Annotated in this window: 5 protein-coding genes; all 5 read right to left on the bottom strand. The window is 35.1% G+C overall.

Annotated elements, in window-relative coordinates:
- Positions 1-50 precede the first annotated feature (50 nt).
- Positions 51-6356, bottom strand: a complete 6306-nt coding sequence (locus tag ACVC43_RS06200) for a DEAD/DEAH box helicase (RefSeq protein WP_452223709.1) — start codon at positions 6354-6356, stop codon at positions 51-53.
- Positions 6357-6862: 506 nt separating this feature from the next.
- On the bottom strand, positions 6863-8257 hold the full coding sequence (locus ACVC43_RS06195) for an RNA-binding domain-containing protein (protein WP_452223708.1): 1395 nt from the start codon (positions 8255-8257) through the stop codon (positions 6863-6865).
- Positions 8254-13005 carry an Eco57I restriction-modification methylase domain-containing protein gene (locus ACVC43_RS06190; protein WP_452223707.1) on the bottom strand — a complete coding sequence of 1584 codons (4752 nt, stop codon included), beginning with the start codon at positions 13003-13005 and terminating at the stop codon, positions 8254-8256. Before ACVC43_RS06190 ends, ACVC43_RS06195 begins: the two co-directional genes overlap by 4 nt.
- A 6-nt stretch (positions 13006-13011) precedes the next feature.
- Positions 13012-15849, bottom strand: coding sequence for a DEAD/DEAH box helicase (locus ACVC43_RS06185; protein ID WP_452223706.1), 2838 nt, complete (start codon positions 15847-15849; stop codon positions 13012-13014).
- An 18-nt stretch (positions 15850-15867) separates the two neighbouring features.
- Positions 15868-16140: a helix-turn-helix domain-containing protein gene (locus ACVC43_RS06180; protein WP_452223705.1), complete on the bottom strand. Its 273-nt coding sequence runs from the start codon at positions 16138-16140 to the stop codon at positions 15868-15870.
- Positions 16141-16308: the final 168 nt, after the last annotated feature.

Below are 16308 nucleotides of genomic sequence, written 5' to 3'. Positions count from 1 at the left end.
AAGCATCAAAAAATGAGTCGTGTATAAATAGCTTAACGGCGTGATTCATCTTATTTTTCTAGTTTAAAATTATCAGGAGTAAAAACCTGATATCCATTTCTTATAAATATTTTTTCTGACTCTGAGTCAAATGGGTTTACAACTAATTTTTTACCGTGAGAGCCTAATTCGGCAGAGGCTAAAATGACATCATTATCCATCAAATCAAAATCTGTATCCGCATTAAAGTCAAAACCATTTTTTGCAAATAGCTTGACTATATCGTGCAATTCTTCGGAGAAGTTCAGCAATGTCTTCTCGCTTACTGCACCTCCTGATATTGGAGCCTCTTTTTTATTCTCTTTATCAAAAGAGTATACCTCTATATTGTGAAATTGTGTTAGATTGTAAAACCTCCAGAATAAAGCCCAATTTTCTTTATCCCAAAACGGTACAGCTTTATAATAACCATAGCCTTTTAGTTTAAAATCTTCTGGACGAATAAACAAACCAAAACTAGCTTCGTCTTTTAATTGTAAATCATCTGCGTGAATATAATTAGTTAGCTTTAAGTTGCCCTTTTCAATATCTTTGATACTTCTCGTCTCAATTATTTGCTCAACACTTTCGGGACTGTAAGAAATTCCCATCATCTCACTTTGAAAGCTAAATACGGCAAGACTTGACCAATTTTTATTATCGACTACGGTAATAGGATTTATAAGAAGTTGAAAAAATCGCGTCGCATTATTATTATAATAAACGTCTCTAAAATCATATTCTTTAAAAGAACTATGTTTCAGAAAAAATTTACCAACTATAAATTTCTCGTCTTGTTTAAGCCCTATAGCATCTTTATCATTAAATATAGACTCTGCAAAATCACTCCAAGTAAATACCCACTGATTATATCTGCCAGAATTGATAATACTATTTCTTATTTCTAAATCTTTAGGAAAACGATCGCTATGATTTTCACTAGCGTGATACTCATAACCGTCAAGATATATTACAATATCCTTTATGGTTTCTAATTCGTCCAGCGTAAATTTCTTACCATTTTTAGTAAGTCCAACACATTTTAAAACAAAATCAGGACGTGTTTTCTTCTCGATACCAAAAAGCCACCTATTGAGATTTTGAGGATATACTTTGTAAACAATTTCATTACCATAATAAGCGAGCTTAAGTTTGTAAATTTTAAGTCCCATCTCATTATCAGACTCAAAAGTTGAACCTGAAAACTTATTTGCAAATTCTTCGAGAAGTCCTTTAAACTTCCATTCTAAGTCTGACTCTTCATTATTTCCAAACGTACTTACATTTTGAAGGCTTTCTATACTATTCCACTCATCAGTCTTTTCTAGTATATTAGAAAATAACTCCTCTGCTTCAGTACGGCTTAAGATGGTTCTCTCATATTGGTTACCGTAAGTATAAATACATCTATAACATCCATCCTTTCCTTCTTGCTTACACGAACAGAAAGCAATACGTTCATAAGCCTTTTCTAAAATTTTAGTAAAAACTGTAGTATCAAAAAGCTTTGATAAATAGCCTGTTCCTCCAGGAATGGTTTCATAGAAAACCAGATATCGATCTTTTCTATTTGTCGTTTTATTAAATATTTCATTCTCTCTAATTAAGATATGATCTGGACGACCTTTAAAATATTCTTTCAAACCTAACTGAAGACCTGCTTTAAATAATGCTATACGCTCTTCAGATCTAAAATCTTCAATAGGAAGTAGTATCGATAAGGCTTCAGTATTAAATTTACGGTACAAATAAATCTCATTAAAAACATCATCAGATTGATCGTCGTACAACACTTCTCGGTTAGAACAATAAGGGAAGTGGTAGGCTCTATCTCTATTGTTTAATTCTCTTGCTGACAGTGAACGTTCTGTAGATTTTCCACACGTTTTACAAACTACAAATCCTACTTGTGGGTGTTTTTCTCCATTGATTTCAATTTCCCTTGTACCAAAAAAACCTTCTTCTCTAATACCGGTATTTATCTCTAAGTAGTCTACGTCTTGAAAAAACTCGATTCCAAATGGCACTCTCTTTAAGACGTGTGCACCTTGAGAAGATGATTGATTAATCTTGATATGTACCGATTTTTGATAAAAATGTCGCTCTCTGTCATCTGAAGAATCTGTGATTTTTGAACGTTCTTTATCATTTACAGATAAAACGCCTTGAAGTTTTACAAGAAATTTTCTGTTATTTAAACTAGACCAAGAGCCGTGACCACAAACTGGGCATTGAGATTGTTCATTTTCCTCTACATCAATTTCTTTCTTTACGTGATTACAGTTACTACAAAAACGATGCTCTTCATAATCTTCTTGAGACTTGATCTCTAAACCTTCAGACTTCAGTTTATGACCCTGAGAATAGAATATGTTCGCAGGAGCCAATTCTGTTAATGCAGATGAACTAGGTCTAACTATTTCACTAAAATCTTCATATTTATATTCTGTTTTCCCATCTACTTCCTTCTTTCTTTTAATTTGTGCATTTAAGGTAACTCCTGTTTCTGGAAAAGCGTAATTAGGTAAAACACCTACGTTCGTTAAATACTCAATTACATTACGTCTATTAATATTGCCAATCGCACTAGACAAAGCTCTTTTCTCATTTTTAAGGATTACCGTTTCATTACCTGTCTCCGGTAGTGCTTTAAGTCTCTTGTTTACAAGTTTTATCTTCCCTTGATAATACTCTATCTCATCCAGTAAATTCTTATGTAAACAAGTTAATCTATTAATAAAACGTCCAGAACTTAAATCTTCAAAAATAGATGCAAGACTTTTAGAATTATCCCCTAACTGTTCCTTGTATTGCTCAACAAATAAATCATAAAGTAAGGTTTTATTATTCTCTATATGTGTAGCTATTTTTTGAAATAAGAAATTAGGATCACCTGGTTTTAGAGATTTCAATCTCAATACTCTCACCATTGGAGGTATATTATTTTCCTCAGGATCCATTGAAGCCCAATGATCAAAACAAAAAGCCATAAAGTGTCGCTTTAAAATATCCTTTGCTTCTAAATAACACGATGGTGTTTTTATTTGCCCACTCATCATATCCTGTGGGTCTTGGAAATAATACAAATCGTGAGGTTTTCGTCCAGCTATATTCAAAATCATAGAATTACCACTTGATCTTCCTGCACGTCCTATACGCTGTAAATAATTTGCAGTTTCTGGTGGTAGGGATGAGTTGAAGGCCACATTAAGATCTCCTATATCAATACCCATCTCTAAAGTAGAGGTTGCTACTAATACGTTTGTACTATCTTGTTTAGGTTGTCTTTTAAAATCATACTCTAATTTTTCACGTTCATTTCTATCAATAAGCCCAGTATGATCTTTTGCGAAAATTCGTAACGAGCGTCCACGATTATAAACCATACGGTAATAATCTAACTGGGTGTTTTCTGCAGCTTCATACTGTCCTTTACAACGGTATTGTAGACACTTCATCCCACTTACTAATGATGCTTGTGCTGCACCAGTATTAATTTGATTACCGCAATGAGTACATTCATAATGAACAACATTTGGACTCAAATAAATGCTATTTTCAGACAACCCATAGTTTGTAACACCAGCTGCAACGCGTTTATCTAATATTTTATTAGCATCTAGGTAGTCTAACAACTGGGCATAAAAATCATTTATTAAAACGGTCTCTTCTTGAATAATCTCTTGAAAGCACTTTTTAAAATACGCACTAAACCAGTTGTCCTTAGTAGTTGTTTGAACAACATCAAAAGCTTTTGTATTTGCACCACTTGCAAGCGCTAAAAATTTAGGCAGTCTTGATGATGGCCCAAAGTTTTTCATTAAAAAGTATTGTTTGTTTACATTACCTCTGTGTCCTATTAAATATGAGTTAGTACGTTCTGTCCTATACTTTTTTAGATATTTATGATCTACACCTCCTTTTGTTCGTAGTCGGTGTAAAAAGCCATTTAAGAATTTTAAAAAGGGCTCTTTATCTATGGCTGTTCCTAATTTATTTTCGTCTAACCAATATTTCATTTGGTCATAGACCTCACTCATTACCGCTGTATCAAAATAGGTTGCAGATGCTCCCGTTTTTTCAAGCGTACGACCTATCATCGCGCTATATGAAAATTCAGACCATATTTCCCAAGACATTCTATTAGAAAACTCTTTATCAAAAACACTACTTAATTTTCCGTCCTTATTTCTGTAATCGCTTATTTCTAATCTCGCCTCACAATCTGGCGGAAAAAATTTGTAATAATAAGCGTCTAAATTTCCTGTTTCTTCATCGTCTGAGTGTTCTTTCCAGTGTTCTATAAATCGTTCATACACTTGTGGTAGTGTAATAGGCTCTTTTACATCTTTCAAAACTGCTTGTATTGCGTGGCGCATACCAAAACGAAAGTTTCTATTTTCTATAAAACCGGCTTGATGTGCTGCGTCTTGAACGCCATTTGTAAAAGCAAGTAACTTACGTTGCCCATCTTTAGTAGGATCTGTTGCTGTAGCAAGTACCTGCGCTGTTGCTATGGACTCTAAGGTAGGGACACCTGTTCCTATAAGTGCTAGTGTATTACGAGAATTGCAATGTGGACAGATTTTATCTATTCTATTACCATCAACTATACGTGTTCCTAGTATTTTAAAATAATCGTTACTCTCGTAATTATCATAAATACTTAAGGAATTTGGATGCAAATAACCGTCTATCGCATCTCCAGAGTGCGTATAGTCAGAAGCATAAACTTCTTGATACTTCCGGTCTTCAAGACTGCTAATAAAGTATAAATTCTTATTCTGGCTGTGCGCCATTAATTGCTGGCGTGTTCTAGATAAATCGTCCTCAAAATGCGCATTTTGTTCTTTCTTGATACCTATCCATCCACTACCTCCACATTCTCTACAAAAGTATGGTGGTAACGATTTTACGGGATCATTAGGATTCGTATCGCTTTCCCATTCAAAAGCTGCGGTAGGTTGCAGTTTACGCACTATTTTTGAAAGACTGCGTAACCAATAGGTGATTTGCAGGTATAAAAAAGGAAACTGTTTAGAGCCAGATTGTTCTTTGGCATACGTTATGAGCGCCAGTAGGGAGCCAAATAGTAAATGAATTTCTTTATCATCTAATTCAAGGCCTATTTTTTCTTGCCATCTTCTAAGTAGTGGTTTTATCTCAACTACCTTAGATTTTGAAATTTTCAACAGGTCAAAAAACCATTTGTTTTTTTTGAGTGCATCTCCTAAATCTTTGGGCGATAAACCTGCATAACTCCAAAAAACCAGTTGCCGCTCTAAATAGCTGTTATAGGTGTCGTTCTCCTCAAAAGCGCATTTTTGAATCTGTGTTATATCAATAACAGGTTCTTCTATAGTATCATCAAAAAACTCATCTGGTTCTAAACGCTGTTCTTCTATAACCGCATCGGTTGTAACTTTTACTCCAAATACTTTAGAAAAGAAATCTACAAGCTCCAGTTTTCCTTGATCTCCACCACCCATTGTTGCTGATGTTCCTACAGGTACGATTTGATCTTTAGACAGTTTTAGTTTTAACTTTAAGCGACGTATTAAGTTTGCTACATCAGATCCTTTTGCTCCATCATAAGTGTGTAGTTCATCCAGTACTATAAACTTTAAAAGGTCTGTATTTTTAAAGTTGTGGCTCCATAAATTATGAAATCTTGCTTGTAGTAAAGCAAAATCAAGCATCTTAAAATTGGTAAGCAATATATCTGGCGGTGCATCTACAAGTGTTTTACGATCTTCTATAATACGATCCTCACTCATACGTGTTGCACGTATTCCATCCTTATCTTTTCCTTCTCCTATAAATAGTCCGGCACGTATTTTTCCCTTTAATTCACCGTCATTAAAATCATTAATTTCTTCTGCTATCCTGCGTGCTTGGTCTGTTGCTAGTGCGTTCATAGGATACAGAATAATGGCTTTTATTCCTGGTTTATCTCTATGTTGATAGCAATAATCTAGTAACGGAAATAAAAAACTCTCTGTTTTACCAGATCCTGTTCCTGTGGTAAGTATTACAGGTTCTGGCTTGTGACCGTTACGTGTAGATAGTTTGAGAAAGGATAAAAATTGATGATGGTACGGATCAAAAGGTGGTTTTACGTATAACGCTTTCGCGAAAGCGTCTCTATCTCCATCTGTAGCAATCTTATCAAAAGGCAGTCTTAACTGCATATACGGTCCTTTAAACATTCCCTTTTGTTCACTTAAAAGGAAATCTTCAAATGATTGATCCAGTAACGGATCTTCAAAGTTGAAGGTAGATCTTAGATAATCTACCACCGCTTGCTTTATTTCGTTTGCTTGTAATAATGGTAGCATCTATATGTTTTTGTTTATTGTTATTATTCTCATTTATTCACCAACTGAATTTACCAACCTGTTATTTTTTTCACCTTGTCAACTATTGTAAATACTATAACGACAATGTTTTTATTCACCAACCAGATTTACCAACATCCTTTTTAAGAGTCAATCACCAACTTCTTCATTATTTACCCACTCTTTTCACCCACTTTATAAAAGAAAAACCTCTTAAAAAACTGATTAACAGTGTTTAACCCTAAAATTATTCACCCACCCAATTTACCCACCTAAAAAACCTAATTAATCGTAAAACAAGTGTTTACAGCGGTTTATGAGCAATTCAAATTCATTTATTTACCCACCTAATTCACCAACCTTTTAAACAGTCTGTTTATTAACTATTTTATTATCAATAATTTAAGATTTGGTTATAATCTATTTATTTACCAACCTGATTTACCAACCAATATTTGTAAATATGCTTCTGGTCGCCGTAAATAGAGGTATCATCTATTATTTATTTACCCACCTGATTCACCCACTTCTGGATTAATATAGTTGAGAATCCATCGTCCGCCTTTTGTTCCCTCTCTATCTAATAACCCCAAATCCTTTAGGTGTTCTATATTATTATCTAGCGCTGTTGACCCAATACTTGCTAAATCTGCTATTACAGTTTTAGTCATTTTTGGGTTATTGTGAACCGCTCTTAAAATCGTAATACGTGTAGCTGTAAGATGCTTTTCCCATCGGGCTATCCATTTTTCAAAATCAAAAGGTCTTGTGAGTGTTACCGTAAACATTCCATCAAAAGAAAAATGTGGTGGTTGTAAATCGTTTTCTTTCATAAGGTCTTTAATACGACCTATGCCAGAACCTATTTGCTCTACCATACGCATACGGGCAAAAAGCCCAAATACTAATGGGTTGCGACTATGGCTACGTTTACCAAAATCTTTAGAAGACACCGCACTCACTAATCCACCTGGATTGGCAATCTCAACACGGTCATCAAAAAGTTCTATGGTAATGGTGGCGCCTCTGTCATAGTAATCTCTATGAGCAAGTGCATTAACTATAGCTTCCTTAAATGCGGTTTGCGGTATTTCCCAAATTTCCTCACGTGGTCCTGTAGAACCTTCTATAGCATAGCGAACATCTAATTTATTCTTTAGCCATTGTATCGCTTCTTTATATTGCACGTATAATGGTCCTGTAAACTTTTTATCATCTACAATATATCGTTTATCCTTACCATCAAAAGCGACACAACGTATCAAAGCAGTATCAATATATTGCTGTGGCTCTTTACCAAAAAACAACACCGCTCCGTTTTTAAAGGCGTTTTTTTGATCTTGTAATTTTAGATTTTTAAAAATCTGCTCGTTGGGTACTGTGCTAGATAAACCTGCTTCTGCTTTAAACTCGTTTAAATTATCTGCGTGAATACCTGTCGCAATGTCAAAAGCTGGACACGGTGTTTCATCAAAATAGATGCGATCTGCTTGTTGAAAGAAGTCACGCATTTCTTCAATCTCTGTTACTTTTTGAGAATTAGGACCTATACGTACATAAATAGCACCGCTTAACGCATAAGGTTTTTGAGTACCAGATGGTACTTCTATCACCCAGACTTCTTTGCCATCTACATCTACCGCATATATATCACAATTAAGCGATGGTTTAATTTCTCGTATGCTATTTTGTATGGCAGACCGTTTTGCATTGTCTATAGTACATCCTTGTATCACATTATCGTCATCTACACCTAGTAATAATGTGCCGCCAGAGGCGTTAGCAAACGCACATATCTCTTCTGTAACCTCTTTTATTTTTTTAGGCAGACGCACTTTAAACTCTGCATTGTAACCTTCTCCAGAAGCTGCAATACTTTTTATGTCTTTATCTGTGATCATACTACTGCTTCTTTTGTTTTAAAAATAGACTCAAAATGTGCCCACGCTGTTTTATAATCTTCTACACGGTCGCACTTAGTAAATGGTGCGTGGTAGGTTATTGTTTTGCCTTGATACAACTCACTTTTTGTAATGGTATGCTCATAGGTTTCTCCTGCTTTTAGATCTTTAATGCTGTTCCAGTCGCTGCGGTCTAGACCTACACCTACCAGTCCTTTGGATACTGTGAATACAATATTACCAGTAGTATCATACCAGGTGTCATCTTCATTTTGTTGTAATACAGGAAACTGTACATTATACATTAAAATAAGCTCATCTAACGATAAACCTAATGCCATAGCAGTAATCACATCTATCTCTACCAGTGCCTGCCTGCGCTCAAACCAATTACGTAATGGGGTTTCCCATTTCCATTCTTTAGTTAGAGTATTAAGTGGTTTTAGCCTAGAGTCATTGATACTCCAAGTGTCTTCTTTAAAATCTTCATTCCAGTTGCGCTCCCAAAGCCCCTTGTAGTTACTATTAATACAATTCAAAATAAGCGTTCGTAAAAATAATTGTCGTTTATATTCACTACCTATACCTAAAACCAGATTTTGGATAGTATCTGCATATAGATTTTCCCTTCCTATTGTTTTGATATAAAAATCCAATAGTAAAGAAGAACATAAACCACAGAATTCAATCACATTTGATTCTTTCTCAAATAAAATAGAAATAACACTATTTACGTGAGAAATTCTAGGGCTAATTATTGCTGGTTGTAAAGTTCTTTCTCCTTTTGTCGAAAGCATTTTACTGAAAACAACTCTATATGAGTTTAACCAAAAATTTTCATTTTCAATATATTGTACAAAGTTTATACCTGGTAAATAATTCGTTCTTGGTACAAATTTCTCCCTTAAATCCAATAAATTAATAATATCATATTGAGAGTTTTGCACGCAAATTTCTCGAGGTGTTTTATAAAGAGGGTTGCTAACAAAAAAATGAGGTCCGCTAATAACCAATTCATAATTTTGGACAGTAGGAAAAGTTGTTTCCTTAATTAAAAAATCATCATTTAAAGCGTTTGTCTCATTCAGTCCATCTGTGATTTTAAAATCAAAATCAGAGACTTTATTTTCAAAAAGGCTTAACTTTTTAAGAACACTAATGATTTCAACTGTATGAATTGCTATCAGTTTTGCGGAATCTCCACAATCACTATCTTCAAAAGCTCTAGCAAAAACTTTTAATTCCTCCAATGTTAGATTAAGCACACGACTTTTATGAGGATGAACATTCCAAGTCATCTTATTTAAAGACTCATCATAAATCTTGATTCCACCAGCAACTCCCGAACCACTATGGGTTATACTAGATTCGATAGTAGTTGGATGAAACAAATTATTGATTGAAATAAAATTTATATCGCTATTAACTCCAGAATAGATATTTACGCTGAAAGAAATAGCGTCGTGATCAATCTCAGCAAAGAGCATTAATTCATTTCTAAATTGAAAATGATATTTCAATCTTTTAAATAAAACAGCTCTCATTAAATCTGCTCTAGGATCATCAAAGACACCTTCTGGATGAACTAAACCCACAAAACCTAATCTCCCAACTAAAGTAATAGAGTTAGAAATTATACATTTATATAAATTATTCCTTTGTCCGTTTAGAAGAGAATAATTTTGAAAAGCTCCAATGAAAACTTTGGTAGATTCACTACTTATATACTCATTTACGTAACTAATTTGAAGTGATTTGTCATCCTTCAATATTTTTTTTGAAATCTTTTTAACTTTCGGTGCTGTAAATTTTCTTATTAATATTTCTGGATTTTTTTCAGATATTATTCCGCTTTCATCCATTGAAATATTAACCCACGGTGGATTCCCAACAATCACGTCAAAACCACCACGTTCATAAAACACTTCTATAAACTCTAGCTCGTTATGAAAAAAGCGGTGTTGCTGTGCCAGTTGTTCTATTTTTTCTATACGGTCGCTGGTATCAAATAAGGTACCTGCTCGGGCTTTTTTACGTATTTGCTCTTTAATGTCCTGTGGTGTGCCATCTGCCAGCAGCTCATTAGTGTCTATCTGTAGTATAGATTCTACCTCGTTATACCACTCGGTACGGTTAGGCAGTAACCGTATATCGCGCACGTCCCAAAACCATAAACTACACCAGTAGTCTAGTATCATTTTTAATTTAAAATAGGGCGCGCTGCGGTCTTTACGGGCATCGGTCAGTCGCTCTTTTTCATTATAGGCTTTGGTAGTGGTCTGTGGGTTGGGCCGGCCATATACCTGGTACACACTGGCGGTATCTTTTACCATACCCATTTGCTGCTTGTAATGTTCTTCAAGCAGGTAGTCTATAACGCTGCTTATTTTTTGCAGTCGGTTTAACTCTACACGCGTTAGTGGTTTTTTAAAATCGCTACGCCAGTCTTTAAATGCTTTTTGCTCAACTTCGGTTAACTCATTTTTTAATAATTTAATACCATAACTAGGTACCATATTATCATCTGGTAGCAAGAAATGATAGATTTGATTACGCTTTCGCGAAAGCGTACCCTTTTTATTCCACATTACACGTTTAGGCGCCTTATCCCACCACGGTTTTGGGATGGGTTTCTTACCAATTTTACCGTTTGCCAAAACAGGAAACTCCTCTAAACAGTCTTTATCATTATATACTTTTAACCAGGCGCCCACAACTGCATTACCAGCACCTAAACGGTGCGCAAAAAATGGCGTTTCCATATTTTTATGCATACAGTTAAGCCATAAGGATAGTTTACCTAGCTCTACCGCAGTTGGGTTAAGGTCTACACCATACACATTATTTGCGGCGATGTAGGCTTTTACCTTTTGTAGCTCGTCTTTATAATCGCCAGGTGTAATGCGCTTGCGACCAGCTGCTTGTTCTTCATTTTCTTTTAGCTCTAAATAGGCAACAGCCAGCTGGTTAATCACCTCATTATGGAAGGCTGCCGCACCCATTGCTGGTTCAAGTATCTTAAGTTTTAAAATCTCGTCTGCACAGGCTTCACCAGTAAGCACACCATCTACAATAGCTTGTTTTTCTTTGAGGCGTTCTATAATGCCTTTAAGCGTGTATTTTACTGTGGTTTGTGTAAGTACTTCTGGCGTATAATACGATGCTGAGTTTTTACGATCACGACCGTTCAAGCGATACACAAAATGTCCTTTAGGGATAATAACGTCTTGTTCTGGATGCTCTGGGTCTTTTAATATCTCGGTTTCTTTAAAATCATCACGCCTAGTTTTAGGCACTAAAAAGGTACCGTCTGTTCCGTTTTTATCCTTAGCGTTTTTTACCTCGATAAGATCTTCTCTGGCAAAAAAACCAGAGTACGATAATAAACTCTCGTAAACACTTCCCAACTGGTTAATACCTAGATTAGCATACGAAATTCTACCACGACCTTTATTTTTTGTGCGTTCAGAAAGTGATAAGCGTACCACAATTTCTTGCAATATCTTATTACGAAACTGAATGCCTTTTAACTGCTTTAAGGATGAATTATCAAATAATGGCGAGTCTAGTGGTCGCATCTGGAAACCATCTTTTAAATCTGATCCCGTATGTAAAAAGTCAAAAAGCTTCCATAAACTCTCTGAAAAGAAATAACCATTACGGGACGAGTCTGTAGTTAAAGGCACCATCTCAAGATCACGTAACATTTCTAGACTATACCCTTTTTGATACGTACTGTCTTTGATAGGTAATATTTCAAGATCTGCTCGTGACTCTGCATAGAATAAGAACAGCAGGCGATATACCATTTCTAGACATTCATCCTTAAGTTCTCTTGCAAAGTTGTCGTTATCTAGCAGCTTGACAATTTCCTTTTTAGCTTCTAAGGTTTTTGCTTGTGATGATTTATAATATATGGCTTCATTTGCTAGGGCTTCTACCGCATAGATTACGGCACTTTTTAAAGTAACCGTAACACCATAACTGGCTTTGTGCGCATCTTCTTCTAAACCTACTAGAACACTTTCGGTTTCCGAAATGAATTGCTTTTTAGCGAGTAGTGCATAAAATAGCGCTAGTAAATTTTTATTTGAGGCTGTTTTAGTTACTGTAAAAAGCTCTTCTAGATCAAAAAGTAAATAGCTATCAAACTTCCATTTTTCATATTGTATCAGAAATATTTTGGGTCCTGCAAGCATTATTAAATAAACCGGACGCTCTTCTTCTGGCAGTAAAAACAATTCTGACAGCGCTTCTTTTATAACTTCTGGTCGTATGTCATAACCATCCCAAGAGTCTGGAAGAACTTTCTCCCAGTCCTCCTTTATGTAGCTTTGTTCATACAGCCCATCTGCGTCTACTTCACCTACTTGAATCATAGGCTGCATCTCCATTATGTACAAATACGGCTTGTCATTCTTGTTAAATCGATAACGTACTGGGATGATTTTTTTATCATCCATCACCACAGGTTCATCATAAGCACGCACGCCATTTATGTATCCTAGTGCTTGCAATAATTGGGTATGGAAATCGTGGGTTCTTTTTACTTTGTCCTTCGTTCTACGTATGTTTAAGTAATCGTTTTTAAACTTATAATACTTCTCACTTAATGGCGCTATCTTACTAGTAAATTCCTTAATGTGGTCTGCACCATAGCCCGATTTATCAAATACTTTCTTCGGGAAATCTTCATCAAAGAAATGCTGAGAAAAGTAATCGCCTATATTTTCTAAAAATTCTATCATCAGTTGTTATGCATTAAAAAATATTGCTAGTACTCTTAAAAAGGGTTCGTTTTCTAATTGGAAAAATTCATTGTAGAACTCGTCCATTTGTTCCTTCACGTAATTCACTTCGCGTTGTCTTTTCTTTTTATGGAAGGAACCGGATGTTTCATCGCCAAATTTTAGTTCCATTTGTGCTTCAGAAGCGGTTAACCAAGATTCTAATTTTTCTTGATAGCTTTCTAATTTCTCTTCCTGCTCATCTTCAAGCCCACCTTGTAATGTGTATTTATACAATTGTTCGCCTCTTTTTACTGCTTCAGGTAGTAAGGATTTAATTTTATCGAGTTGCTCGTTAGTAGTTTCTAATTCTGTCAACCTATCATTTAAGCGAAACTGGTTTAAAAACTCATTGAAGGTTTCTAAATTTCCAACGCTAGCACCATCAAAAGATTTACCTATTACAAAGGTTTTAGAAAACATAGGCTTTCCTTGCTGGTTAGAAGTAATACCTTGAAAAACAAACCAAGCAGTGTTTTTAGGTAATGGCTCACGTAATCTTGCAACAAGTGCTTTACCACGATCTACTTGTGCTAGCAACTTGTATTGCATCCATTTGGCAATGGGATTTAGGTCATATAACAACTGAAATTTAGGCCATTCATTCTGTTTTTTTCTGGCTCTTATAATAGACCGTTCTACAATTTCTGAATCTGTAGTTAGATTAAAGGTTTCATTCTTTTGCGGGAAAGCTTCTTTAGGCATATCGTATAAAACACCTTTAGATGATAACTCTTCAAATTGCTCAATCTCTATAACCTTATCCTCTCTATCTATAGTTATACGAGGTATTAATCGTTCATCTTCAGCTTTTAATTCATCAATTAATGTGGCGTAATAAGTAAAGTCATCAGGATAGAAAGAAGCAAAACCTTCGTCTTTTTTTATTTCTTCTTTTGTCGTGGCTGTATCTTCCATAAGACTAGATAGCCAGTCGTCATCAATTACATCTTTATTTTTTGTATCCAAAAGAGAATCATCACCTGTGGCTATAGCTTTTTCAACCAACTTATTTTCTTGCTGCTGGTCATAAAAGCCCATTACACTACCGGCATCTCCTAAGCTCTTGTGAACCTCTTCTTCTTTTTCTTTTAATTTTTCTACAATTCTAATATCGCCTTGTACGTCTTCACTTTTTGAATCTGAAATCAAATAGTATATAAAAGGCGTTTGTTTTTGACCAAAACGGTCAATACGTCCATTACGCTGGTCTAAAGTGATAATAGACCAAGGAATATCATAATTAAACATCTGATTACAGAAATAGTGAAGGTTAACACCTTGACTTCCTGCATCTGAAGCTAAGAATAAACGGATCTCGCTATCCTCTTTTGAAAAATCCTCCAGTATATCTTGTTGTTGTGTATCGGTCAAACTTCCATTAAACTGAACAACTGCTTTTGGTTTTAATCCAAAGTCTTCTGTTAAGTTTTTTTCAAGCTCATTTAAAGTAGCACGGCGTTCGGCAAAAATGATGATACGTTCATCATTCTTTTTGCCTTTCCAACCCATTTGATCTAACTTAAATTTGAGCTGATTGTATTTAGAATCGCTCTTTTCGTCTACAATTTTCTGAAGGACGTCTCTTAATTCTTCAAGATGTTCAATAACACCTTCTTCATCTACATTTTTTTCAATTCTTTTAATTACCGTTTCTAAACAAGCTTTTGGCGAAGACATATAAGCTTTAAAGAGTCCTATGGAAAATAAGAGTGCTCCAAAATTATGATCGCCATCACTGTCTTCTTGGGCTACCTTTTTAAATTCCTGAATAATTCTTAGTGCTTCCTCTTCATCTAGATTAAGAGGACAATCAATTTTACTTGTAACTCGATCCCTAAAGGCGTCTCCAACTTCATCTTCAACATCCTTTTTAAATCGACGCACATATAAAGGCTGAATATCTTCTTTGGTAAACTCGCCATCAAACGGAATAGCTGTTGGATCTAACATACCAATAAGGTTTGCAAAGTTCTCTCGCTTGCCATTATGCGGTGTCGCAGAGGTTAATACCATTGCTTCTGTGCGCTCTGACAAGAATTTAGCCAAACCGCCACGTTGAGAAGCTACGTTTGCAACTGTGTGGCATTCGTCAATAGCAACTACATCCCATTTAACACGCTCTAAATAATGCCTGAACTTTGCATTATTTTTAAGTGTATCTATCGAGACAATTACTTTATCATAATAATCAAAAGGGTTTTTATTAGATGGAATCTCTGTTTTGATTTTAGCAATTCCCTGACTATCTAATCGTACTAAAGGAATAGCAAAACGTGCCCAGATTTCTTGTTGAAATTGAGCTAAGATAGATTTGGGAGTTACTACTAATACTTTCTTTCCTTTTCCTCGTCTTATCAATTCCGCAAGAAAGATTCCCACCTGAACAGTCTTACCCAATCCTACTGCATCTGCAATTAGAATTTTAGGTTGCGGTAATTTAAGTGCTTTTATAGTTGATTCATATTGATAGCTTGCACCACGAATGGCTGCTTTATGGGCAATCTCAATGTGTTCTGAGTAATGTGATGAGTTCCTAAAGGTCGTTTCAAGAAACAGTTTTGTTTGTCTATAATGCGTAGAGGTGTCTGCTTTTAATTCAGTTTCCTCCGGCTGTATAACCTTATAGTTTTTTTCTAATCTTAGATCAAACTTAAAGCTTTGACCATAGACTAATTCAGAAATTCCTTCAACATCAATAATGTCGCGTTCCCTATTTGTTACAATAAAGTCTTCTCCTCTTAAGCTAATCCTTATTCCTGGAGTAACTTTTTTGGTTTGTTGGGTTAGTGTATCGTTATTCAAATTATACTTTATTGGTCGTTATACATTTTCAATAGCAAGTCTTAATGCCTCCTTAGAGAATTTTTCACTGCCTACCATTTTTAAAATCTTGTCTGCTAGCCATAGTGTAAGTAGTTCTTTTTTAGATTGTTTAAAGATTTTTGCAAGTGCATCTATATCTTCTTTTCTAAACGACCGCTCGCCGCGTTCCATCTTACTTAATAATGCTTGATCCATATCCAGCTTAGCTGCAAGCTGTCGAAGTAGGATATCATTAGCTTCTCTCAGAGTTCGTATGCGTTCACCTATCATCTTAGTAAAGTTTTCATTAAAAGACTTGACAAATATTGGACAATTTAAGGAATATGTGTGGAATATTTATTACTTTGTTGGACTAAAATTAAGAGAAAATAATAATCTGATTTTCCTTACGGTTTTCCGTAATGGTTTTACATTTTATTTTCTCATTTTTGGGAAAGC

The sequence above is a fragment of the Lacinutrix chionoecetis genome (assembly GCF_053604665.1).
The sequence above is the reverse complement of the archived record's forward strand: the minus strand, read 5'-3'. Positions and strand labels throughout refer to the sequence as shown.

What these genes read in the sequence shown, in the direction of transcription:
- ACVC43_RS06195 (WP_452223708.1), bottom strand. Translation starts at nt 8,257, where the DNA reads ATGATCACAGATAAAGACATAAAAAGTATTGCAGCTTCTGGAGAAGGT.
- ACVC43_RS06190 (WP_452223707.1), bottom strand. Translation starts at nt 13,005, where the DNA reads ATGATAGAATTTTTAGAAAATATAGGCGATTACTTTTCTCAGCATTTC.
- ACVC43_RS06180 (WP_452223705.1), bottom strand. Translation starts at nt 16,140, where the DNA reads ATGATAGGTGAACGCATACGAACTCTGAGAGAAGCTAATGATATCCTA.
- ACVC43_RS06200 (WP_452223709.1), bottom strand. Translation starts at nt 6,356, where the DNA reads ATGCTACCATTATTACAAGCAAACGAAATAAAGCAAGCGGTGGTAGAT.